The organism is Methylobacterium sp. 142-1Y (genome assembly GCF_057747795.1).
The window spans coordinates 5960846-5984537 of the sequence record NZ_CM173224.1; the positions used below are offsets into that span (position 1 = coordinate 5960846).

Sequence of the window (23692 nt, forward strand, 5' to 3'; positions counted from 1 at the left end):
GATGCCCGCCTATCGCTCCCGCACCACCACCCACGGCCGCAACATGGCCGGCGCCCGCGGCCTGTGGCGCGCCACCGGCATGACCGACGCCGATTTCGGCAAGCCGATCATCGCGGTGGTGAACTCGTTCACGCAGTTCGTGCCCGGCCACGTCCACCTCAAGGACCTCGGCCAGCTCGTGGCGCGGGAGATCGAGGCGGCGGGCGGCGTCGCCAAGGAGTTCAACACCATCGCGGTCGATGACGGCATCGCGATGGGGCACGACGGCATGCTCTACTCGCTGCCGTCCCGCGACCTGATCGCCGATTCGGTCGAGTACATGGTCAACGCGCATTGCGCCGACGCCATGGTGTGCATCTCGAACTGCGACAAGATCACCCCCGGCATGCTGATGGCGGCGCTCCGCCTCAACATCCCGGTGGTCTTCGTCTCCGGCGGGCCGATGGAGGCCGGCAAGGTCAACCTCTCGACCGGGATCAAGAAGGTCGACCTCGTCGACGCCATGATCGCCGCCGCCGACGACCGCGTCACCGACGAGGACGTGCAGGTGATCGAGCGCTCGGCCTGCCCGACCTGCGGCTCGTGCTCGGGCATGTTCACGGCGAACTCGATGAACTGCCTCACCGAGGCTTTGGGTCTCTCGCTGCCCGGCAACGGCTCGGTGCTGGCGACCCATGCCGACCGCAAGCGCCTCTTCGTCGAGGCCGGCCACCTCATCGTCGACCTCGCCAAGCGCCACTACGAGCAGGACGATGCCTCGGTCCTGCCGCGCGCCATCGCCTCGATGACGGCGTTCGAGAACGCCATGACCCTCGACATCGCCATGGGCGGCTCGACCAACACGGTGCTGCACCTGCTCGCAGCCGCCTACGAGGGCGAGGTGCCCTTCACCATGGCGGACATCGACCGGCTGTCGCGCCGGGTGCCGGTCCTGTGCAAGGTCGCGCCGGCGGTGGCCAACGTCCACATGGAGGACGTGCACCGCGCCGGCGGCATCATGGCGATCCTCGGCGAGCTCGACCGGGCCGGCCTGATCGACACGAATGTCGGCAATGTCGGCTCCGGCACCCTCAAGGAGGCGCTGGCGCGCTGGGACGTCGCCCGCACCACCAGCGAGAGCGTGCGCGAGTTCTACCGCGCGGCGCCGGGCGGCATCCCGACCCAGGTCGCCTTCAGCCAGGCCTCGCGCTGGGACGAGCTCGACCTCGACCGCGAGGGCGGCGTGGTGCGCGATTCAGCCCACGCCTATTCGCAGGATGGCGGCCTCGCGGTGCTGTACGGCAATCTGGCGGAGGACGGCTGCATCGTGAAGACCGCCGGTGTCGATGCCAGTATCCTCAGCTTCTCCGGCCCGGCCCACGTCTTCGAGAGCCAGGACGCGGCGGTCGAAGGGATTCTCGGCGGCAAGGTCAAGGCCGGCGAGGTGGTGCTGATCCGCTACGAGGGCCCCCGCGGCGGCCCCGGCATGCAGGAGATGCTGTATCCGACGAGCTACCTGAAGTCGAAGGGCCTCGGAAAGGCCTGCGCGCTCGTTACCGACGGGCGCTTCTCGGGCGGCTCCTCGGGCCTGTCGATCGGCCACGTCTCGCCGGAAGCGGCGGAAGGCGGGTTGATCGGTCTCGTCGAGCAGGGCGACCGGATCGAGATCGACATCCCGAACCGGCGCATCCACCTCGCGGTCGATTCCGAAGAGATCGAACGCCGCCGCGCGGCACAAGTTGCGAAGGGCTGGCAGCCCGCCGCGCCGCGCAAGCGCAAGGTGAGCGCGGCGCTGCGGGCCTTCGCCAGCATGACCACCAGCGCCGCCCACGGGGCCGTGCGGAAGATCTGACCCGATGGGGATCGTGCGGCTGACGCCCAGCGAAGCCCGCCGGGTCGCCCTGGCGGCGCAAGGGTTTCACGCCGCACGCCCTACCACCGCTGGTCCCCGGCACCTCGCCGCCACGATCGACCGGCTCGGCCTGCACCAGATCGACAGCGTCAACGTCCTGGTGCGGGCGCATTACCTGCCGGCCTTCTCGCGGCTCGGCGCCTACGACACGAGCGTCCTCGACCGCCGCGCCTGGGGCCCCAGGCGCGACCGGCGGCTGTTCGAGTACTGGGCGCATGAATGCTCGCTGCTGCCGCTCTCCCTCCACCCGCTGCTGCGCTGGCGCATGGAACGGGCCGATCGGGGCGAGGCCGGCTACCGGGCGATGCGGACCTTCGCCACCGAGCGCCGGCCCGAGGCGATGACCTTGCTCGCGCGACTTCGCGACGAGGGCCCGCTCTCGGCCTCCGACATCCAGACCGGCCGGGCCGGCTGGTGGGCCTGGAGCGAGCCCAAGCGCATGCTCGAATGGCTGTTCTACGCCGGCCACGTCACCACGGCGACGCGGCGGCGCAGCTTCGAGCGGGTCTACGACCTCACCGAGCGGGTGATCCCGCCGGACATTTTGTCTCTGCCCGACGTGCCGGAGGCGGAGGCGCAGGCCCAACTGGTCGCCCTCTCCGCCCGGGCGCTCGGCCTCGCCACGGCGTCAGAACTCCGCGACTATTTCCGCCTCGATGCGTCGGATGCCGCCGCTTCCATCACCCGGCTGGTGGAGGAGGGCATCCTGCTCCCGGCCGAGATCCCCGGCTGGCCCCCCGCCTACCTCCACCGCGACGCCACACTCCCCCGCCGCGTCTCGGCCCAAGCCTTGCTCGCCCCCTTCGACCCCCTGGTCTGGGAGCGCGCCCGCACCGAGCGCCTGTTCGGTTTTCGCTATCGCATCGAGATCTACACCCCGGCGGCGCAGCGGCAGTACGGCTATTACGTGCTGCCGTTCCTGTTCGGGGAGGAACTGGTGGGGCGGGTGGATTTGAAGGCGGATCGGGCGGGGGGGCGGCTCTTGGTGCATGCGGTGCATTGGGAGCCGGGGAGGGCGGATGGGGCGCAGGAGGCTTTGGGGGTTGAGTTGGGGGTTTTGGCGGGGTGGTTGGGGTTGGAAAAATTGCGTAGCTTGTTACCGCTTTGAGCACCCCGCCACTAAGATTAACGTCAAATTTTTCTCAATTAAGCACTGGGAGGCGCCGCATAGAGAAATTTGTACTTCTCGGATTCTGCCTGATTTCCGTGTAGATCAAGATCGTTTCGAGCCAGATCGAACGCTTGCTGGAAGCTGACACCGTGTGACAACGCCCTATAAAATGCTCGCGTGAACATAATGGCCGCCTCATCATCGATTGAATTGTTACATCCTATTACAGCGTCGACATATGGCAAAATCTGTTTCGATATCGATTAGGAAAAACAACAATTTAGAACAACGCACTTCACCGACCCAACTATCTCGATTAATCTCGCAATAGCATTACCAGACACCTCGACCGAGTTTCCATGGACATCTTCGAAAACTATAGCATTCGAATTACCATGACCGCTAAAATGAACAATACTAGGATTATTATTTAATATTTCCTGCTGAATTTGATCGATGCGTGCCGCCCATGCATGCTCCACTTCGATTTGTAACTTTGCATTCCGTACAGCGGCTAGTTGCGCTTTGAGATCATTAGCTTCACGGTCGGTTTTCAGCCTTCCTCCATCGAGAGGATTAGCGGACAAGAACAATACTTTCATATTCACCACTTCCTCCGAAAGATTTACTGCCTGACGAAACATGTTTTCTAGACCAGGCGCGGCGCCGAACAGATCCTTCATGCCGGTCCTTACATCTCGTGCCTGAAGCTGACCCCAAAGTCTTTTACCTTCCGCCTTCACCATAAGGCGATCTAAAAGCTTCTTATTTGCCTCTGCAATTGCCAATGCTTTATCGCCATAGGGCCTGCACTCCTCAGAAAATCCTGCGAAATGTTCAGCTATTAGAGCTTTGACTTCCTCATCGTCCTCTTGATCATACCAATTGAGCGTTATATCCGCCAAGCCGTCGTAGAAGGTGCCAGCTATCCCTTTAGCAAGCCCGGCTCTAGCTTCAGCGTGCTCTGAGTACGTTCCTTCATGGATGATCTGTGTGCGGAACTTCAGATCGGGCACGCGCTCCGCCGCGAGCTGGTATAGTTTGGCTTGAACATTGACTGGCTGCGCAGTAATTGAACCAAATTCAATTCCGAGATCTTCGAGACTCAAACGTCTGTTTTCCATGACAGACCAAACGCTATATTGCCTGACAATAACGTCGTCATGCCGACACAATTGGCGAACAATTTCACCGTTGGAATGCTTAGGATGCAATAAATTTTGCATATCTCGGTTGAGGCCAACGGTTAAGAGGGCGAGTTTAAGGACTTCAACGTCGGAATTGTCAATATCAATTCTAAGATCAGCCATATCTATCTTATTTGGGCTAGTCGTCTGCATTGACGCCAAAACCCTGATAGCCGGATCGATGACTGGAAAAGATTGTACCATATCAAGCCGACCATCGTACAGGCGAGATAAAGCAGCAACGGCCGCACCAATTATCTCGGGACTTCCTTCAAATTTCCGCATCGCAGAGCTGATGTAAGGTGCGCTTCCATCGCGCGTTCCTAGCCGAGCCAGTGCGTTTAGGCCCCATCGGACTACTTTTCGGTCCTTTTCTCTGAGCAGAGAGCCGCATATTATTCGCTCTAAGGAATTTCGCGCCTCTGAGTTGAGTTGCTGCCCCTGCCGATAAAGCCGCGTTAAATCCTGCAACGCACCTTTTTTTCGCTGCGATGAGCCATTTTCAATCTCAAATTTGATAAGAGCCGTCCGCCCATGCGAAATCGTCGACATTATAAATCGCCGCCGTCCTAGCAAAAAACATCGAGCGTGGCTTTAGTCCACGGCTCAAAATCGTCAATATTATTATGAGCTCTGAGATTGAGCCAGCGGGGATCATTTAACGAGAGCCGTCGAGTTGTTGGCTCAAACCAAGTTGGGCAATCCCAACTCATAACTAGCAGCAAAATATCGTTTTTGTCGTCCTGCCGTACTCTTAGTGGCCTAAGAGGTTTAGGATCTGGCAGAGTCCCTCCGTGCATAGCTACCGCAGAAATATCGAGATCCCACTTAAGAGCGTTGAGAGAATTCTCTCGCGCGCCGTAATCACTGCCAGAAAATAGAGTAAAATCCTGATAACTAATAACTCCCGGGAACCCAATAGTTCTTTTGTCCATAAACGTATCGCGGTCGTTACGATATCTACCTGTCCTGTACGAAAGAACTTCGAAGCCACGCCTCACAACAGAGAATGTCCATACAATCAACGCCCCTTGGGTTTCCTTCTTTGATGAAAGATAATGAAGCGCATTGCACTTCTCGGCCTTATCAATGAAATCATTCCAGTCGTGCATCAAATCGACACTACAATTTGAGACAAAATCCTCATCGACCCCAAGAAATGGGGCGACATGCAAATCTCGAATTCGGCGGCGAGCTTCGAATTTTTCCTTAAACTTATTAGGAATTGTCGGATCAGAAATCAGTTCATTTAAAAAGAAATGACCCGGCTCGGTGCGAAAGAATGCCGAGATCTGGCTATATAGCACATCTTCACTGAGGCGCGCTTGTAAAGTTTTTACTTGGGTCCGACCGTAAAGATGTTTTGGAACGATCCCGGCAGCATACGCGGCCTCAAGAATGCCAGCCGCAGACATAGGACGTCGGCTGGCACGCAGAACCCTCTGAGCAATCTCAAGATACGAGTCCATCGATCCCAAAAAGCAAAACGACCTACCAGACATTATAATTCAATTGGCGTAATATCAAGGACAAAAAATCAAAAATCACTGCCAATCCACGCAGATACAAAAAATCCAAGTTGCATCGTAGGATCTTTCTCAAAAAAACAAGATTTATCCCCGCATCAGATGGTAGAAATTCCGCCTACGAAGCGCGATATAAATCCGGGCAAATCTAGTTAGCAGGCACACTCGGCCCATTAACTCAACTCACCTCCACCTGCACCACCCCCGGCACCGCCCGCAGCGCCCCGGCAATCTGCGGGGTCGCCTGATACTTCCCCCCCAGCTTCACCTCCACCTCCCGCTCACCCCCATCGAGGATCAGGATCAACGACACCTCTCCCTCCCCTTTCACCTGCAACCGCTGCTGCACGCTGGAGATCGGGCGCTCGTCGCGCAGGTAGATGCGCATGCCCTTCTGGTGGCGGGCGACGGCCTGGTCGAGGGGTTCGCAGGTCTGGATGCGGGCGCGGACGTCCTCGCCCTCGGTGCTGGCCTGGAGCTGGAGCACCAGGGCGGCGCCGGGTTCCAGCATGTCGCGGTAATGCGAGAGGCCTTCGGAGAAGATGATCGCCTCGAAATGGCCGGTCTGGTCGGAGAGCGTGACGATGCCGAGCTTGTTGCCGGTCTTGGTGCGGCGTTCGGCGCGGTCGAGCACGCTCGCCGCGACGCGGCCGACCGTCGAGGTGCCGGCGCGGACCGAGCGGCAGAACTCGGCCCAGGTCTGCACCCGGAGCTTTTGCAGGAGGTCGCCGTACTCGTCGAGCGGGTGGCCGGAGAGGAAGAAGCCGACCGCGTCGTATTCGCGCTTGAGCCGGTCGGCCATCGGCCAGTTCTCGTAGGCCGGGATGCGCAAAGCCACCTCGGCGGCGGCGACGCCGCCGAACATGTCCATCATGCCGACGGTCTCGGCTTCCGCCGCGCCTTGGGCCAGCCGCATCATCGGCTCGACGGCCGCAAAAGCCTTGGCCCGGTCGGGCTCGATCGCGTCGAGGGCGCCGGCGGCGACGAGGTTTTCCAGCGTGCGCTTGTTGACCTGCTTCGGGTTGAGGCGCCGGGCGAAATCGCCGAGATCGCGGAACGGCGTGTCGTCGCGGGCCTGGACGATCGCCTCGACGGCGGCGCGGCCGACGCCCTTGATGGCGGCGAGCGCGTAGCGGATCGCGCCGTCATGCACCTCGAAGGTGACGCCGGAGCGGTTCACGTTCGGCGGCTCGACCTTGATGCCGAGGCGCTGCGCGTCCTGGCGCAGTTCGGCGAGCTTGTCGGTGTTGTCGATGTCGAGCGACATCGAGGCGGCCATGAACTCGACCGGGTAATTCGCCTTGAGATAGGCGGTCTGGTAGGTGATCAGCGCGTAAGCCGCGGCGTGCGACTTGTTGAAGCCGTAATCGGCGAACTTAGCGAGCAGGTCGAAGATCTCGTTGGCCTTCGCTTTGTCGAGGCCGCGCTCGACCGCGCCCTTCACGAAGCGGTCGCGCTGGGCGTCCATCTCCGCCTTGATCTTCTTGCCCATGGCGCGGCGCAGCAGGTCGGCGTCGCCGAGCGAGTAGCCGGCCAGGACCTTGGCCACCTCCATCACCTGTTCCTGGTAGACGATGATGCCGAAGGTCTCGGCGAGGATCGGCTCCAGCGTCTCGTGCGGGTACCAGTTCTTCTCGTTGCCGGCGTCGCGGCCGAGCTTGCGCTCGCAATAGACCGGGATGTTGGCCATCGGGCCCGGGCGGTAGAGCGCCACCAGCGCGATGATGTCCTCGAACCGGTCGGCGCTCATCTCGACCAGCGCCTTGCGCATGCCGGCCGATTCCACCTGGAACACCCCGACCGTCTCGCCCTTGCGCAGGCGCTCGTAGGTGAGGGTGTCGTCGATCGGCAGCGAGGGCAGGTCGACCTCGATCCCGCGCAGCTTCAACAGGTCGGTGGCGGCGCGGAGCACCGTCAGGGTCTTGAGGCCGAGGAAGTCGAACTTCACCAGCCCCGCCTGCTCGACCCACTTCATGTTGAACTGGGTCACCCGCATCCCGGTCTTCGGATCGCGGTAGAGCGGCACCAGCTCTTCCAGCGGCCGGTCGCCGATCACCACGCCGGCGGCGTGGGTCGAGGCGTGGCGGTGCAAGCCCTCGAGCTTCTTGGCGATGCTCATCAGGCGGGCGACGACCGGCTCCTCCTCGATCGCGCTCTGGAGCTTCGGCTCGCCCTCGATGGCTTGCGCCAGCGTCACGGGGTTGGCCGGGTTCTGCGGCACCAGCTTCGTCAGCTTGTCGACCTGGCCGTAGGGCATCTCCAGCACCCGGCCGACGTCGCGCAAGACGCCGCGGGCGAGCAGGGTGCCGAAGGTGATGATCTGGCCGACCTGCTCCTCGCCGTAGCGCTCCTGGACGTAGCGGATCACCCGCTCGCGGCCCTCGACGCAGAAATCGATGTCGAAATCCGGCATCGAGACGCGCTCGGGGTTGAGGAAGCGCTCGAACAGCAGGCCGAAGCGGATCGGGTCGAGATCGGTGATGAGGAGCGACCACGCGACGAGCGAGCCGGCGCCCGAGCCGCGGCCCGGCCCGACCGGGATGTCGTGCTCCTTGGCCCACTTGATGAAGTCCGAGACGATCAGGAAGTAGCCCGGGAACTTCATGTTGGTGATGACGCGGATCTCGTATTCGAGCCGGTCGCGGTAATCTTTTTCCGTCAGCCCCTCGGCCGGGCCGTGCTGGCGCAGGCGCTCGGTCAGGCCTTCCTCGGCCTGCCGGCGCAGCTCGGCGGCCTCGTCGGGGGCGATCTCCTTCGCCACCGCGGTGGTGGCCGCCGCCACCTGCGCCTGGAGGGCGGCGCCCTCCTTCGTGCCTTGCGCGGGCGTCGTCAGGCTCGGGGCGCCGAAGCTCGGCAGGATGGGTTTCCGGGTCCGCACCCGGTAGGCGCAGCGCATCGCGATCTCGACACTGGCCTGGAGCGCGTCGGGCAGGTCGCGGAACAGCTCGGCCATCTCGGACCGGGTCTTGAAGGCGTGGCGCGGGGTCAGGCGCCGGCGCTTGTCGTCGGAGACGAGCCGCCCTTCGGCGACGGCGAGCAGCGCGTCGTGGGCCTCGTAATCCTCGGGCTTGGCGAAATAGGGCTCGTTCGTCGCCACCAGCGAGAGGCCGTGCGTGTCGGCCAGCCGGATCAGCTCGCCCTCGACGGCGCGCTCGTCGGAGAGGCCGTGGCGCTGCAGCTCGACGTAGAGGTGGTCCTCGCCGAAGGCCGCCTTCAGGGCGTCGAGGCGGGCCAGCGCCAGTTCGGGCCGATTGGCGCGGAGCGCCGCATCGACCGGGCCGCCCATGCCGCCGGTCAGCGCGATGAGGCCGCCCGCGCACTCGGAGAGCGCCTGCGCGGAGACGCGGGGCACCTCGCCGAGATGGTTGTCGAAATAGGCGCGGCTGGCGAGCCGCAGCAGGTGGCCGTAGCCGGTCTCGTCCTTGGCCAGCACCACGATGTGCGGGTGGGAGGCGTTCAGCTTGGCGTTCGCCTCCGGCGCCTCGAAGGCGACGCTGAGCTGCATCCCGGCGATCGGCTGGATGCCGGATCCGGCCGCCTTCTCGGAGAATTCGAGCGCGCCGAACAGGTTGTTGGTGTCGGTGAGCGCCAGGGCCGGCTGCCGGTCGGCGCCCGCGGCCTTCACGAGGTCGCCGATCTTCAGCGCGCCCTCGAGCAGGGAATACGAGGAGTGGACGTGCAGGTGGACGTAGCCGACGGGCTTCAGGATCTGCAAGGCGACTCACTCCTACCGAGCGGGCTAGGATTCCCGGCAGAGCTTGAGGAGTCACGACCAGCGGCGCAACACAGCGGCGCCATCCACCGGATTCGGGCCGAAGGGCCCGAGCCGTGGCCCATGGGCCACGGCGCGAAGGCTCAGTGCATCGGCGACAGGGCCACCGCCCACAGGGCAATCGCGCCGGTGAGCAGGCCCATCGAGGCGACCTCCGTGACAGCGATGAGGATCTTGCGTATGTTCATGGTCTGTCCCCTTGCGATGACCGGATGTTCGTTCCTGTTTTGTTCCATGTCAAAGGGGGCTGGCGCCGGATCCGGCCGCTATGGTGAACGGTTGGTTGACGGCCGGGAGCGCATGGCTCGCGGGGGGGCGTTTCGCAGCCGCGTTGCGGCTCGGTCGTCCGCGGCCTATTTAGGCGCAACCTTGACGGTGGGCCGCCGGCCCGCCGGGAGTCATCGTTTTTCGCTTTCAAGCACGAGGTGGCGCATGGCGCGCGACGTGTCCGACGCGACCCCGCTCAGCGCGCGGTCCGAGCTGATCGAGTGGTTCGCGGCCGGCGAGAAGCCGCAGGACGCCTTCGCCATCGGCACCGAGCATGAGAAGGTCCCGTTCTACCGCGCCGACCTCTCGCCGGTGCCCTACGAGGGCGAGAACGGGATCGAGGCCCTGCTGGAGGGCCTGCGGGCCATCACCGGCTGGGAGACGATCGAGGATGCGGGCCGGGTGATCGGCCTGTCCGCGGTGGAGGGCGGGGGCGCGATCTCGCTCGAACCCGGCGGCCAGTTCGAGCTCTCGGGCGCGCCGTTGCCGGACGTGCATGCCACCGCCCACGAGCTGAGCCAGCACCTCGACGCGGTGCGGCAGGCCGCCGATCCCCTCGGCATCGGCTTCCTCACCCTCGGCATGAGCCCGAAATGGACACGGGAGGAAACGCCCGTGATGCCGAAGAGCCGCTACCGCATCATGAAGGGCTACATGCCCAAGGTCGGGTCCTTGGGCCTCGACATGATGCTGCGCACCGCCACCGTGCAGGTGAACCTCGACTTTTCGTCCGAGGCCGACATGGTGACGAAGATGCGGGTCGGGCTGGCCCTGCAGCCGGTCGCGACGGCGCTGTTTGCCAACTCGCCCTTCACCGACGGCAAGCCGAACGGCTTCCTGTCGCGCCGCTCCGAGATCTGGCGCGACACCGACCGCGACCGTACCGGCATGCTGCCCTTCGCCTTCGACGAGGGCTTCGGCTACGAGGCCTATGCGGACTGGCTCCTCGACATGCCGATGTACTTCGTCAAGCGCGGCGAGACCTACCACGACGTGAGCGGCGCCTCGTTCCGTGATCTTCTGGAGGGGCGGCTCTCCGCCCTGCCGGGCGAGCGCGCCACGGTCTCCGACTGGGCCAACCACGCCTCGACCGCCTTCCCCGAGGTGCGCCTGAAGCGCTTCCTCGAGATGCGCGGCGCCGATGTCGGCGACGCCAACATGATCGCCGCCCAGGCCGCGTTCTGGGCCGGGCTCTACTACGATGCCGGCGCCCTCGACGGCGCCTGGCAGCTGGTGCGCGAGCTCTCGGCGGAGGAGCGCGAGACGATGCGCGCCGAGGTGCCGCGGCTCGGCCTCGACGCGCCGGCCGGCAAGCGGCCGTTGCGCGAGCTGGCCCGCGACGCGCTGGCGCTGGCGGAGGCCGGCCTGAAGGCGCGGGCCCGCCGCGACGCGCAGGGACGCGACGAGACGCTCCATCTCGCCCCGCTCCAGGCCATCGCCGCCTCGCAGAGCCGGGCCGAAAACCTGCTGGCGCTCTATCATGGGCCGTGGAACCGCTCGGTCGATCCGGCCTTCGCGGCTTGCGCGTTCTGAGGCGTGTTTGATGCGACGAGCCGGTGACGTGTAGCGTCGGTAACTTGGCGCAACCGCTGCCGTCACTCGACGTCATCCCGGGGCCGCGCAGCGGAACCCGGGATCCATAACCGCCGACATCGAAGAGCACGGCGTATCCCGTTCCGCATCGTCCTGCACCGTCAGCGATGATGGATCCCGGGTTCGGCTGCGCGACCCGGGCTGACGATGGGAATGTCAGCTCGGTCGGCCCGCTCGAACAGACTCTGACGACACCCCGGCACTCTGCGGTCGAGCCAGTGACGGCCGCGGCGATCCGATGAACGCTCAAGCTTATCCGGGTCGCCCGATGCGGTCTCGCCGAGTGCGGCCGCGCACACGCGCAGGACAAGCGTAGCCGCTACCGATTGACGGTCCGTCAATTCGCACCGAATCTTGGAACACAGGTCGCCCCTTGGCCGTTCTTGAGGCCATCGGGGCACGTTCCTCAGACCATTCGGAGAGATAAGTATGTCTCGCTTCACCACCCTCGCCCTCGCGGCCGGCGCGGCCGCCGCCCTGACCGCCGGCACCGTCGGCGCCCAGGCTGCGCCGCTGCCGGCGGCGACCTCGGCCGCCATCGCCGGGTCGGGTGCGACCGTCGACCAGGTGCGCTGGCGCGGCGGCGGCTATTACGGCGGATACCGCGGCGGCTATCGCGGCTACGGCTATCGCCGCGGCATCGGCGCCGGCGGGGCGCTCGCGGCCGGCGCGGCGCTCGGCATCATCGGCGGTGCCATCGCGGCCGGTTCGGCCTCGTCCTACGGCTACGGCTACCCGGCCTATGGCGGCTATTACGGCGGCGGCTACGCCCCGGTCGGCGGCTACGGCTACGGATACAGCTACCCGTCCTACGGATACAGCTACCCGGCCTATGGCGGCTATTACGGCTACGGCTACTGATCGGCCGCACGGCCTGAAGTAACGGAAGCCCGGCGCGGGACGCTCCCGCGCCGGGCTTTCTCGTGGGCGCCGGATATGCTCAACCGGTCGAGCGACGCGCGGCACGGACGATCATGCGACACCGAGACCTCGACCTGCCCGATCTCGACCTGCAAAATCTCGATCTGCCGGATCTCGATCTGCGCGGGCTCAAATGCCCCCTGCCGGTCCTGCGCACCGCCAAGGCCCTGCGCGGCCTCGCGCCCGGCGAGGGCCTCTCGGTGCGCTGCACCGACCCGATGGCCGCCATCGACATTCCCAACCTGCTGCGCGAGCGCGGCGACCATCTCGAGCGGATGCTGCGCGACGACGGCATCCTGACCTTCGAGATCCGTCGCGGAACCGCGCCCGACGAGACTTAAGGAGAGCGCCGCGTGAGCCGAGACGAGACCCCGCCGCGGATCATGGGCGCCCGCACCGTCTACGAGGGCTGGGCGCGCTACCTCGTCGCGGAGGTGCGGATGCCGGACGGCAGCCGGATCGGCCGCGAGGTCGAGGATCACGGGCCCGCCGTGGCGGTGCTGCCCTACGATCCCGAGCGCCGGGTCGCACTGCTGGTGCGGCAGTTCCGCACGCCGCCCTGCTTCGTCGACGGCACCGCCTCGGTGCTGGAGACGCCCGCGGGCTTGCGCGAGGAAGACGACCCGGAGGCCTGCGCCCGGCGCGAGGCCTTCGAGGAGGTGGGCCTGCGCCTGTCGGTGCTCGAACCCGCCGGCAGGGTCTGGTCGCTGCCGGGTCTCTCGACCGAGCGGATGGACCTCTTCCTCGCCCCCTACCGCGCCGCCGACCGCGAGGGCGCCGGGGGCGGGCTGGCCGAGGAGCACGAGAGCATCGAGGTGGTGGAGGTGGCGCTGTCGGACCTCGCTGCGATGGCCGACCGGGGCGAGGTCGCCGACATGAAGACGCTGTGCCTGGTCCAGACCCTGCGCCTGCGCCACCCGACGCTGTTTACGGCATCCTCCGAAGAGCGGCCTTGAGGCCGGGCTACGCCCCCGTCATCCTGGCCGCGAACCTGAACGGCCGGTGTACAAGCGCCTCGTTCACGGGTTCGTGATCGGGGCTGGCGTCTTGTTCACCAGCTGTTAACTTTGGGCGGTTCCGATAGCCCTCCGTCGCAGGGGCCTCGACAGGAGACGCCGATGTTCAGCATTGGACCCTTCCACCGCCCGACTGGTCAACCCGTCGGTCCTTACGCCTCGATGCTCCCGCTGGAGCCCGAACCCCTGGATTGCGCCGCGAGCCCGCAGCGCGAGCCCTCGCCGCCCCCGGCAGAACCGAGCATGGCCGGCCAGGCTGTCTCGATGCTGGTCCTCCTCTGCCTGACCCTGGCGGTGCATTCGGCCGTCGGCTGGTGGACCCTGCCCGGCAAGGCCCCGACCCTGGCACCGTCCGCCCAGAGCGCGCCGACGCTTCAAGGGCCGAAGATCCATCTCACGAGCGTTCGCTCACCGTCCTGAGCCGAACCTCCCCTCACGTCCCCTGCGACATCGTCCATCGCGATTCCGAGCCGGCCGAGACTTTCGCCGGATCAAGATTTCCGGCCTACCAGTCCCGTGCCCGGAGCTGTTCGGCATGGTGCTGCCCGCGGCGAGGTGCCTCCCCCCGGGCTGGCGGCGCCTCCCCCGGCCGACTGTACTTTGGTCAAGATCGTGTCGAGAAGCCGGCGGTTTCGCGGTCCCCCTCTTGCGCGGCTCCGCCGAGTCGTTAACGTCACGTTCAAATCCAAGAAAATCGGTCGTGATTCGCGCAAGGGAGCCAGCGCATGTCTCAGGTCATTCGCGTCAAGCCCACCCAGGACGGCACCTACACGGTCTACCGCGGCGCGCTCGTGCTCGTCAGCGGCCTGACCCGTGCACAGGCCGAGAGCTACGAGGCCACGCTCGCCCAGAACGAGCGCAAGGACCAGCCGATCCACTGAGCGCGCCGCGCCGCGGAAGGCGGTGCGTCCCGAATCCGGCGCTTCATGCCCGGCCCGCGCCGACGACGCCATGCGCCGCCGGCCTTTTTCTTGAAGAATACCGCTCGTTCTGCGGCGTCTGTTGCAGGGGTTCGTCGCTCGCAGAGCGGCTACTTGTTGCAAAGCGGGTCTTCCCGGCATCCCGCATGACATGTCACCAACATCGCAACGCCCGACGAACCACCTCTGCGCCTGACCTCGAAGTCGCAGGAGGATTTCTGCGCCCATAGCTGGCATAGACGTTCAGAAACTTTGTGCTCGCGGTAAGACGCGGGCGCTCTCCTCTCCCCGCGGGCGCAGTGCTGCCCGGAGAAACTTCCGAGACGAGAAGAGTGCGGGTTTCCCCTCTCCCCGCGGGCGGGGAGAGGACTTCATCGACCGTGTCGTCGATGAAGCGAGCCCGCAGGGCGAGGGTGGAGGGGGGGCCCGGAAGAGCCTCACGCGTCGAGACCCCCTCACCCCTCGCTCCGGCTGCGCCTCCGCTTGTCACGACCCCGACAAGGGGGTCGTGACCCTCTTCCCTCCCGCGGGGAGAGGGGAATTCCCGCGCCATTCTTTTCCCCGGACAGCCCTGGGCAGGCCGGTCGCCTCGAACACGCCGGACCACGTGGACACCACGCCCCTCCGCGCTCGACCCGCGCCGGAGCCCCCGCTCACCGCCCCTGCCAGCGCGGCGCGCGCTTGCCCAGGAAGGCCTCCATCCCCTCGCGGAAATCCGCGCTCGTGTAGCATTGCAGGATCAGGTCGTCCCCGGCCTCGGACGGCGCCTCGTCGCGCACCCGCCGCAATCCCTCCTTGGTGGCGGCGAGCGTCAAGGGTGCGTGGCCGGCGACCAGGCGGGCGAGGTCGGTCGCCCGCTCGGCCAGCGCAGTGGCATCCTCCACCACCGCGCTCACCAGGCCGATCGCCCGCGCCTCCTCGGCCTCGACCAGGCGGGCGGTGAAGATCATCTCCTTGACCCGCGCGGCGCCGACGAGGGCCGAGAGCCGGCGCAGGTTGGCGACCGACAGGCAATTGCCGAGGGTTCGGGCGATCGGGAAGCCGAACCGGGCATCCCGCGTGGCGATGCGCAGGTCGCAGGCGGCGGCGATCGCCGCCCCGCCGCCGGTGCAGGCCCCGGCGATCGCCGCGATGGTCGGCTTAGCGCAGCGCTCAACGGCGCCGAGCACCCGGTCCATGAAGCGTTCGTAGCCGAGCGCATCTTCTGCCGTGGAGAAGGCGCGGAACTGAGCGATGTCGGTACCGGCCGCGAAGGCGCGCCCGCCCGCCCCCTGGATCACCACGGCGCGGATCGCCGGATCGGCGTCGATCTCCAGGCTGAGGCCGTGCAGGCGCTCGTACATCGCGAAGGTCAGGGCGTTGCGCGCCTGCGGCCGGTTGAGGGTGATGCGGGCGATGCCCTCGGCATCGACCTCATAGAGCAGTTCGTTGATCTCGGTCATGGGGGACGCAATCCGGGTGAGACGGGTGCCCGACCCTAGCGCTTAAGGCTGCTTCCCGTCTTCCGACGATCCACCACCGCGCGACGAACGCGAAGGCCGTTCGTGACGTTGATGCGCGACATCCGATCACCCGAGGAGACGACTTCCGTGAGCAAGCAGGCCGAATCCGATGCGAGCGACCACGAGGACACCTACGCGGCCTTCCGCGAGGCGGTGAACATGGCCCCGGCCGAGCTGGAGAAGTGGCTCGACACCGAGGAGAGCCGGTCGGTCGGCTGGAGCGACGGCGCCAAGAAGGAGAGCGCGAAGGGGGGCGAATCGGTCGGCCACCACCAGGGACGCCGGATCGTCGCGATCAAGCACATCAAGAAGGCGGACCTCTCGGACGACGACTATGCCGACATGCGCAAGGTCGTGGCCTACGTCAGACGCCACCTCGCCCAGGGCGGGCCGAAGGAAGACGTGAAAACCTCGCGCTGGCGCTACTCCCTCATGAACTGGGGCCACGATCCGCTCAAAGATTGAGGCAATTCCGCCACCGCGACATGGTGGCGCGGGGCGGAGCGCAAGTTTCTCCCGTGCCGCACTCCCGCCGACAACTGTTTGCGTCACGGGAGCCATTGGCGAAACGAACCATGCTCCGGCCCCAGTTCGGCCCGGATCTTGCTGACCCTTGCGGGTGCCTCAACGTCTTCGCATCGCCCCGGCGATGTGGCTGAGTGGAGGTCAAGGACAAGAGGGCCCAAGCCCGAAGAGGCTGAGCCCGGCAAGGTGGCGGGGGACCGGAATGGGAGCAACGGGCGTGCGGCGTGGCCGGCGATGGGCCGGCGCCGGATTCGTGCTGGCGTGCCTTGGGCTCGCCGGAGTGACGGGCACCCTGACCCCGGCCTTCGGCGGCTTGTCGCGCAACCTCGAAGCCGTTCTCGACACCACGCCCGACGGGCCGCCGGCCCGCGTCACCCTCGGCCCGGGCGGGCGCGACGTGCGGCTGTGGGGCGACCTCAACGACGGCACCGCCGCGCGGCTGCGCGCCCTGCTCGACGCCAATCCGGGCGTGACGCGGCTGCACCTGACCAGCGATGGCGGCCTCGTCGACGAGGGGGTGGCGATCGGCGAGATCGTCGCCGAGCGGGGGCTTGCCACCTACGTGCCGGATTACTGCGTCTCGGCCTGCACCCTCGCCTTCGTGCGCGGGCGCGAGCGGATCATCATGGGCGACAGCCGGCTCGGCTTCCACGCCCCCTACGAGCCGGGCCTGTTCGGGCAGATGATCCCGGTCGATGCCAGCGACGAGCGCGGCCGCTACCTCGCCGCCGGCCTGGAGCCCACCTTCGTCGACCAGGCCCTCGCCACCCCCTCCCGCGACGTCTGGATCCCCGATTCCGCCCGCCTGCGCTCGGCCGGGGTCGTCACCCGGGTGGTCGGGCCGGGCGACCTGCCGGATTCGACCCTCGACGACGACGATTCCCCGGCCGGCGCCCGGGCGGCGGCGCTCCGGGCGGTCGACCTCCTCGCCGCCTTCGCGGCCCACCGGCCGGGAGTGCTCGACGGCATCGCCGCCCGCTACCGCGCGGCCTACCGGCAGGGACGCAGCGAGAGCGACGGCCTCGACCTCATTCGCGCCGAAGCGGTGGACGCGCTGCGGACGGCTTTTTCGGGCGCCGACGACGCGACCGTCGCGTCCCTCGGCCGCCTCGTCCTCGAGGCCATGACGGCGAGCGGGAGCGAGGAGACGTGCCGCGCCATCGGGCAGGACGGCGACCTCCTCTCCGCCGCCGAGTCCTTGCCGGGAAGCCGCGGGTCGGGCGGCGTCGCGCGGATGCGGCCCCTCCTCGATCGGGCCCTCGCCGGCCCGGCGCCGATCGTGCCGACCACCACGGCGCTGCCGCCGCCCCGCGCCCTGCCTTGCGCCGACCTGCGCCGCCGCCTCGCCGCGATCCTCGGCCGGGGCGACGCCTTGCGGCTGCGCGAAAACCTGTTCGGCCGCACCGCCCGGCGCCTGGAAGCCTCGGCCCTGCCGGGAGAGCCGTAGGGTGCCTTCCCCAGGGAAGGCACGGCCGCGGGACGGGAGCGGAACCACCCCGGCTCCCGCTCCTTTCCCTCCCGCATGCCCGACCATGCGGATCAGCCCATCACGAAGGCGCCCATGAAGGCCGTCCTGCGCGACAACCCGGAGCGGAGCCGGTTCGAGCTCGAGATCGACGGCGAGGTCGCCTATGCCGATTACCGCCGCCAGCCCGGCACCCTCGTCATCGCCTATGTGTATGCGCCGCCGCGCCTGCGCGGCACCGGCGCCGCCGACCGGCTGATGCAGGGCGTGGCCGCGGCCGCCCGGGCGGAGGGCGCGCGGATCCGGCCGCTCTGCGGCTACGCGGCGGCGTGGCTGCGGCGCCACCGTGAGCACGGCGACCTGGTGAGCTGACGCACCGTCGCCGTCGCGAAGATTCGGGCGCGGCGACGGTTCGAGCCGCGCAACCGGCCCGTCCTGCCTTCGACCTCATCCTGGGGTCGCTGGTGGGATGGAAGACCTCTCGCGATCACCGAGCCCGTCGAGTGCCGGCCTACGCCTGCGGCGCCAGCGGCGTCCCCATGCTCTTGCGGCTCTCGAGGGCGGCGGTCATCGCGCGCACCAGGTCGGGATCCACGACGGTCCGGCCGCCCATCAGGGTCTTGTCCCGCCGTTGCGGGCCGGCCTCCAAGTCCGGCGCGGACAGGTGCGCGAGAGCCCGGGTTCCGGTCGCCGCCCCGGCGCCCTGCGACGACACCGTCAGCGCGAACAACGCGTCGAGGGTCGAGAGCGACATCGTCACCGAGGCCAGCGTCGATACCGGTTCGGGCCGGGTCGCGGGCACGGCCTCGGCCGGGGCGGAAGCGGCCTTGGCGGGTGCGAAGCCGGACGATGTCCGGTTCGTGAGGATCTGCCCGAGGAGGGACGCGCCCGTGACGATCATGACCTGCTCCGTTCCGACGAGCGACGCAGCCTTCGCGCCGGTTGCCGCCTGGTGGGGGCGGTCGCTTGCATCAGGAATGGTCAGTACGAGGGGAGGTCTGGTCCGATGGTGACGCGAATCGGTTGCATTTGATGCATCCGGCGAAATCCTGGGGGCCGGCGCAGGATCGGGCCTTCGGCCCGGAGGCGGGGCGAGCGCAGGGACGGTGGGCCCGCCCCGGCTCAGGCCGCCGATTCAGCCCGCCGATTCAGCCCGCCAATTCAACCCGCCATGTCGAGCGGCGGGGCGAGCCCCGCCGGCAGCGGGCTGACATAGGGCGTACGGGCCAGCCGCTCGGCATGGTCGGCCTTGGCGCGGGCCAGCAGGTCGGGGTCGCGCAGCACGTCCACCGCCGTGCCGGCCATGGCCTTGGCGACGTGGATCATGCCCTTGTGCGCCGCCGGGGTCTTGCCCTGCGCGGTCATCTGCCAGGAATGGCCGGGGGTGCCGATGGCGTAGGTGGCGCCGCGGGCCTGCACGGTCGGCACCGCCCAGCTCACGTCGCCGACATCGGTCGAGCCCATCATCCGCTCGCCGACCGCGCCGAGCGGCACGATCGTGTCGCAGAGCGGGGCCTCGGTCACCGGCACGCCGAAGCGGCGATGGGCCGAGACGATGTCCTCGGCCGTCAGCGTCGCCCGGATTTCTTTCGCGAAGGCGCGGTCCTCGGCATCGAAGGGCGGGGGGCCGAGCCGCATCAGGTTGGCGTGCAGCGCCTGCTCCAGCGGCGGATTCGCGAGCAGGTTCGACATCGCGCTCACCACCCGGCTCGTCACCGTGGTCTCGGTCATCAGCGCGGCACCTTGCGCGATCCTCTCCACCCGCGCCGCGAGGTCGAGGAGGCCGGGCAGGTCGGCGGCGCGCACGAGGTAGCGCACGCTGGCGCCGGCCTGGACCACGTTCGGGGCGATGCCACCGGCATCGAGATAGGCGTAGTGGACCCGCGCGTCGCTCGGCATGTGCTCGCGCATGTAGTTGACGCCGACATTCATCAGCTCGACCGCGTCGAGGGCCGAGCGGCCGAGATGGGGCGCGGCCGCCGCATGCGAGGCCTTGCCGGCGAAGGTGAAATCGAGGAGCTGGATCGCCAGCGAGACCGGCTCCCAGATCGCCACGAACGGGCCCGGATGCCAGGTGATCGCCACGTCGACATCGGCAAAGACGCCGTCGCGCACCATGAAGGTCTTGGCGGCCCCGCCTTCCTCGGCCGGGCAGCCGTAATAGCGCACGCGGCCCGGCAGCCCTTGCGCGGCGAGCCAGTCCTTGACGGCGGTGGCGGCGAGCAGCGCCCCGGCTCCGAGCAGGTTGTGGCCGCAACCGTGGCCGGCCCCCTCCCCCGGCCGCGGCCGGTGCTCGGCCACGCCCGCCTCCTGGCTCAGGCCCGGCAGCGCGTCGTACTCGCCCAGGATCGCGATGACCGGACCGCCCTCCCCCGCCTCGCCCATCATCGCGGTCGGGATGCCGCCGGTCCCCTCCGTGACCCGGAAGCCCTGGGCGCGGAGCATCGCGGCATGCTCGGCCGCCGAGCGCACCTCCTGGAAGTTGAGCTCGGGCATCTCCCAGACGCGGTCGGAGAGGGCGACGAAGGCCGCGGCGTGCTCCTCGACGTGCCGCCAGATCGCCTCGCTGTTGTGCATGTTTCCTCGCGACTTCGGGATGTCGTTCTCGGGGGCCTGTCCGTTGTTAGGCCCGGCCCCTTGTCGCACGATGGGGGCCGGGCGCCATGCGTCCGGCTCGGTCCAGGTCTGCAAAGGCCCGCGGCACCGAAAGAATCAGGGCGGCGGGATGCGGCCGGGCGGCGTGCCGCGGATCAGCGCCATCACGGCCTCGTCGCGCTCGGAGATCAGGCGGGCGCCGCGCTGGAAGCTCAAGTAAGCCCAGAGCCAGCGCAGGGTGACCACGAGCCGGTTGTGGAAGCCGACCAGGAGGTAGACGTGGGCGACGCCCCAGACCACCCAGGCCAGGAAACCCTTGAGCTTGACGTGGTCCCACTGCACCACGCCCGAATTGTGCCCGATGATCGCCAGGTTGCCGCGGCTGCGGAAGCGGAAGGCTTTCGGCATCGTCCCGCGCAGGATGCGGTCGCGCAGGGAGCGGCCGAGATAGCGGCCCTGCTGATCGGCCACCTGGGCGAGGCCCGGCAGCGGCTTGCCGTCCTCGCCCTTCGTCATGGCGAGGTCGCCGAGCGCGTAAACCCCCGGGCGGCCGATCACCGCGAGGTCGGGTCCCACCGGCACGTGGCCCGTGCGCGTCGTCTCGACCCCGAGCCATTCCCCCGCCGGCGAGGCGCGCACGCCTGCGCCCCAGACGATGGTAGCGGCGGGGATCAGCTTGCCGGCGACGGTCACGCCCTCCTCGGATACATCCTCGACGGCGTGCTCGGTCAGCACCGTGACGCCCAGGCGCTCCAGCGATTGCCGCGCATAGGCCGAGAGGTCTTCGGTGAAGGTGCCGAGCACCCGGGGCGCCGCCTCGATCAGCAGGATCCGGGCCTGCTTCGGGTCGATGCGGCGGAAATCCTTCGACAGGGCGTGGTGGGCGAGGCCCGCGATGGCGCCGGCCATCTCGACCCCGGTCGGCCCGCCGCCGATCACCGCGAAGGTCATCAGCCGCTCGCGCGCAGCCGGATCGTCCTCGCGCTCCGCCGCCTCGAAGGCCAGCAGGACCCGGGCGCGGATCCGGCGGGCATCGTCGAGGGTCTTGAGGCCGGGCGCGAAGCGCTCCCATTCCGGGTGGCCGAAATAGCTGTGGGTGGCGCCGGTCGCCAGCACCAGGGTGTCGTAGGGGATGCGGGTGCCGTCGCGGAGCTGCACCGCGCGCGCCTCGGTGTCCACGCCGACGACCTCGCCCATCAGCACGCGGACATTGCGGTCCCAGCGCAGGATCGCCCGGATCGGCTCGGCGATCTCGCCCGGCGCGATCACGGCGGTGGCGACCTGATAGAGGAGCGGCTGGAACAGGTGGTGGTTGCGCCGGTCGATCAGCGTGACCTCGATCCCCTCGGCGCCGCCGAGCCCCCGCGCCGTCGTGAGGCCACCGAACCCGCCGCCGACGATCACGACCCGGTGCGGCACGGCATCCGGACGCGCCGCGCCGCGCGCGCCGTCGAGGGGGGCGGGTTCGAGAGTGGTGCGGTGCAGGGTCTCGGACATGCGGTTCTCTCTCGCGGCGCTCTCGGGCGGTTGCGGCGGTCGGGCCGGGGCGGGTCGCGGGAGGACTCGCCGCGTCGGGGCTTGCCGGAGCGACATTGTGACCCAAGGTTACGAGGCTGGCGAGGGCCGCAGGGTTCCCCCTTGTGACCCCCTTGCCGGGCTCCGGGCGGTGCCGACAGCTTTGATGCACCAACAACGCTCCGACGGGCGTCCGCCGGCCAGGCGGATGCGTATTTCACAGTCGAAAACTGTATAAATCGGCATATCTCGACGGCAGGCCGGATTTCCGCTACCCGTGCGGCGGACGACGTACCCTCGAGGGAGAGAGATACCCATGGCCGACGCCACCGCCACCTCGGAATCCGGCCGCCGGATCGGCCACGGCCGGGTCTACGAGTCGATCACCGAGACCATCGGCAACACCCCGCTGGTGCGCCTCAACCGTCTCGCCAAGGAGCGGGGGATCGACGCCGAAATCCTGCTGAAGCTCGAATTCTTCAACCCGATCGCCTCGGTGAAGGACCGGATCGGCGTCAACATGATCGACGCCATGGAGGCCTCTGGCGCGCTGAAGCCCGGCGGCACCCTGGTCGAGCCGACCTCCGGCAATACCGGCATTGCCCTCGCCTTCGTGGCGGCGGCCCGCGGCTACCGGCTGATCCTGGTCATGCCCGAGACGATGTCGCTCGAGCGGCGCAAGATGCTGGCCTATCTCGGCGCCGAGCTGGCGCTCACCCCCGGCCCGCAGGGCATGAAGGGCGCGATCGCCAAGGCCGAGGAGCTCCTCAAGGAGATCCCGGGCGCGATCATGCCCCAGCAGTTCAACAACCCGGCGAACCCCGAGATCCACCGCAAGACCACCGCGGAGGAGATCTGGAACGACACTCAAGGGCAGCTCGACGCCTTCGTGGCGGGCGTGGGCACCGGCGGCACCATCACGGGCGTCGGCCAGGTGATCAAGCAGCGCCTGCCGAACCTCCGCGTCGTCGCGGTCGAGCCGGAGGATTCCCCGGTCCTGTCCGGCGGCCAGCCCGGTCCGCACAAGATCCAGGGCATCGGCGCCGGCTTCGTGCCGAACGTGCTCGACCGCGGCGTGATCGACGAGGTGGTGACGGTCTCCAACCAGACCGCCTTCGACACCGCGCGCCTGCTCGCCCGGATCGAGGGCATCCCCGGCGGCATCTCGACCGGCGGCAACGTCGCGGCGGCCCTCGAGATCGCAGCCCGGCCGGAATTCAAGGGCAAGCGCATCGTGACGGTCGCCTGCTCGTTCGCCGAGCGCTACATCTCGTCGGCTCTGTTCGAGGGGCTGTGAGGGGTCGAGGGGTGGGGTTCCTTCGGGGACCCCGCCCATTCAGGGACCGCGGCGCCCGAACCCTCCCCCCTCTGCGGGGGAGGGTGGCGAGCGGATGCGAGCCGGGAGAGGGGCAGCGCGACGCTGATCCAGATGGCGCCCGTCACCACGGTCGCGACTTCTCCGGAAGCGGGTTCCCCTCTCCCGCCCCACTGCGTGGGGCACCCTCCCCCGCAGAGGGGGGAGGGTTCGGGCGCGTTGCCGGATGGGTGCTCACGCCACCAATTCGGGCCGCCGCTCCTCCTGGCGTTCGTCCTGGCAGGCGCCCCGGCGAAAGAGCGCCGCGCAGCGCGATTCGCGGTGGACGCTCAGGATCGAAGCCCGGTCGATATCGGGGTTCTCGGCCAGGATGCGTCGGACATCCTCGACAAGGCGGCCGTAGCGGCCAGCATCGTAGCCGCTCTCCAACGGAGAGACCGCGATATAGGCCTCGACCACCAGCACCTTCTCGGACTTCTCGCGGGACACTTCGGCGGCGATCCAGGCGGATTTGACGAGACGGTTCGGATTGACCATCGGCGTACCTCCATTCGCGTCGGGCCGCTCTGCG

Annotated in this window: 20 protein-coding genes; 12 read left to right on the forward strand and 8 right to left on the reverse strand. The window is 67.6% G+C overall.

Annotation, left to right across the window (positions count from 1 at the left end):
* Position 1 precedes the first annotated feature (1 nt).
* Positions 2 to 1831: a dihydroxy-acid dehydratase gene (gene ilvD / locus AC3AOF_RS27345; RefSeq protein ID WP_488347045.1), complete on the forward strand. Its 1830-nt coding sequence runs from the start codon at positions 2 to 4 to the stop codon at positions 1829 to 1831.
* A 4-nt stretch (positions 1832 to 1835) separates the two neighbouring features.
* Positions 1836 to 2999, forward strand: coding sequence for a winged helix-turn-helix domain-containing protein (locus tag AC3AOF_RS27350; RefSeq protein ID WP_488347046.1), 1164 nt, complete (start codon positions 1836 to 1838; stop codon positions 2997 to 2999).
* A gap of 266 nt (positions 3000 to 3265) precedes the next feature.
* On the opposite strand, the gene AC3AOF_RS27355 is transcribed toward AC3AOF_RS27350, so the two are convergent.
* The 3 genes from AC3AOF_RS27355 to dnaE all read right to left on the reverse strand — a co-directional run bounded on the left by AC3AOF_RS27355 (position 3266) and on the right by dnaE (position 9430).
* A complete protein-coding gene (locus AC3AOF_RS27355) occupies positions 3266 to 4741 on the reverse strand; it encodes a hypothetical protein (protein WP_488347047.1) in 1476 nt (491 codons plus the stop codon).
* Between the two features lie 17 nt (positions 4742 to 4758).
* A complete protein-coding gene (locus tag AC3AOF_RS27360; protein WP_488347048.1) occupies positions 4759 to 5658 on the reverse strand; it encodes a hypothetical protein in 900 nt (299 codons plus the stop codon).
* A 235-nt stretch (positions 5659 to 5893) separates the two neighbouring features.
* The gene (dnaE, locus tag AC3AOF_RS27365; protein WP_488347049.1) at positions 5894 to 9430 is read right to left on the reverse strand and encodes a DNA polymerase III subunit alpha; all 3537 of its coding nucleotides are present in this window, start codon (positions 9428 to 9430) and stop codon (positions 5894 to 5896) included.
* Between the two features lie 489 nt (positions 9431 to 9919).
* Here dnaE and AC3AOF_RS27370 point away from each other — a divergent pair, with 489 nt between their 5' ends.
* The 6 genes from AC3AOF_RS27370 to AC3AOF_RS27395 all read left to right on the forward strand — a co-directional run bounded on the left by AC3AOF_RS27370 (position 9920) and on the right by AC3AOF_RS27395 (position 14165).
* Positions 9920 to 11287 carry a glutamate--cysteine ligase gene (locus AC3AOF_RS27370; RefSeq protein ID WP_488347050.1) on the forward strand — a complete coding sequence of 456 codons (1368 nt, stop codon included), beginning with the start codon at positions 9920 to 9922 and terminating at the stop codon, positions 11285 to 11287.
* A gap of 489 nt (positions 11288 to 11776) precedes the next feature.
* On the forward strand, positions 11777 to 12208 hold the full coding sequence (locus AC3AOF_RS27375; RefSeq protein ID WP_236987903.1) for a hypothetical protein: 432 nt from the start codon (positions 11777 to 11779) through the stop codon (positions 12206 to 12208).
* A 113-nt stretch (positions 12209 to 12321) separates the two neighbouring features.
* Entirely contained in the window at positions 12322 to 12609 is a 288-nt protein-coding gene (locus tag AC3AOF_RS27380) for a sulfurtransferase TusA family protein (protein WP_236987902.1), read from the forward strand.
* Positions 12610 to 12651: 42 nt separating this feature from the next.
* The gene (locus AC3AOF_RS27385) at positions 12652 to 13224 is read left to right on the forward strand and encodes an NUDIX domain-containing protein (RefSeq protein WP_236992637.1); all 573 of its coding nucleotides are present in this window, start codon (positions 12652 to 12654) and stop codon (positions 13222 to 13224) included.
* 162 nt (positions 13225 to 13386) lie between these two features.
* Positions 13387 to 13704, forward strand: a complete 318-nt coding sequence (locus AC3AOF_RS27390; RefSeq protein WP_236987901.1) for a hypothetical protein — start codon at positions 13387 to 13389, stop codon at positions 13702 to 13704.
* A gap of 305 nt (positions 13705 to 14009) precedes the next feature.
* Positions 14010 to 14165 (forward strand): hypothetical protein, encoded by a 156-nt coding sequence (locus AC3AOF_RS27395; protein WP_236987900.1) that lies wholly within the window; start codon positions 14010 to 14012, stop codon positions 14163 to 14165.
* Between the two features lie 692 nt (positions 14166 to 14857).
* Here the strand turns inward: AC3AOF_RS27395 and AC3AOF_RS27400 are convergent.
* Positions 14858 to 15646 (reverse strand): enoyl-CoA hydratase, encoded by a 789-nt coding sequence (locus AC3AOF_RS27400; RefSeq protein ID WP_488347051.1) that lies wholly within the window; start codon positions 15644 to 15646, stop codon positions 14858 to 14860.
* 219 nt (positions 15647 to 15865) lie between these two features.
* On the opposite strand from AC3AOF_RS27400, the gene AC3AOF_RS27405 reads away from it, so the two are divergent.
* The 3 genes from AC3AOF_RS27405 to AC3AOF_RS27415 all read left to right on the forward strand — a co-directional run bounded on the left by AC3AOF_RS27405 (position 15866) and on the right by AC3AOF_RS27415 (position 18068).
* Positions 15866 to 16171: a DUF3140 domain-containing protein gene (locus AC3AOF_RS27405; RefSeq protein WP_236992636.1), complete on the forward strand. Its 306-nt coding sequence runs from the start codon at positions 15866 to 15868 to the stop codon at positions 16169 to 16171.
* A 277-nt stretch (positions 16172 to 16448) separates the two neighbouring features.
* Complete coding sequence (locus AC3AOF_RS27410) at positions 16449 to 17678, forward strand: COG3904 family protein (protein ID WP_488347052.1); 1230 nt, start codon at positions 16449 to 16451, stop codon at positions 17676 to 17678.
* A gap of 114 nt (positions 17679 to 17792) precedes the next feature.
* On the forward strand, positions 17793 to 18068 hold the full coding sequence (locus AC3AOF_RS27415; protein WP_488347053.1) for a GNAT family N-acetyltransferase: 276 nt from the start codon (positions 17793 to 17795) through the stop codon (positions 18066 to 18068).
* A 139-nt stretch (positions 18069 to 18207) separates the two neighbouring features.
* Here the strand turns inward: AC3AOF_RS27415 and AC3AOF_RS27420 are convergent, their stop codons facing one another.
* From AC3AOF_RS27420 to AC3AOF_RS27430, 3 genes are all read right to left on the reverse strand, one after another.
* Positions 18208 to 18597, reverse strand: coding sequence for a hypothetical protein (locus AC3AOF_RS27420; RefSeq protein ID WP_488347054.1), 390 nt, complete (start codon positions 18595 to 18597; stop codon positions 18208 to 18210).
* A 260-nt stretch (positions 18598 to 18857) separates the two neighbouring features.
* The gene (locus AC3AOF_RS27425) at positions 18858 to 20273 is read right to left on the reverse strand and encodes a M20 family metallopeptidase (protein WP_236987895.1); all 1416 of its coding nucleotides are present in this window, start codon (positions 20271 to 20273) and stop codon (positions 18858 to 18860) included.
* 135 nt (positions 20274 to 20408) lie between these two features.
* Positions 20409 to 21788 carry an NAD(P)/FAD-dependent oxidoreductase gene (locus AC3AOF_RS27430; protein WP_488347055.1) on the reverse strand — a complete coding sequence of 460 codons (1380 nt, stop codon included), beginning with the start codon at positions 21786 to 21788 and terminating at the stop codon, positions 20409 to 20411.
* A 334-nt stretch (positions 21789 to 22122) separates the two neighbouring features.
* Between AC3AOF_RS27430 and cysK the strand changes: the two genes are divergently transcribed.
* Positions 22123 to 23103 (forward strand): cysteine synthase A, encoded by a 981-nt coding sequence (gene cysK, locus AC3AOF_RS27435; RefSeq protein ID WP_236987893.1) that lies wholly within the window; start codon positions 22123 to 22125, stop codon positions 23101 to 23103.
* A 252-nt stretch (positions 23104 to 23355) separates the two neighbouring features.
* On the opposite strand, the gene AC3AOF_RS27440 is transcribed toward cysK, so the two are convergent.
* Positions 23356 to 23658: a hypothetical protein gene (locus AC3AOF_RS27440; RefSeq protein ID WP_236987892.1), complete on the reverse strand. Its 303-nt coding sequence runs from the start codon at positions 23656 to 23658 to the stop codon at positions 23356 to 23358.
* Positions 23659 to 23692: the final 34 nt, after the last annotated feature.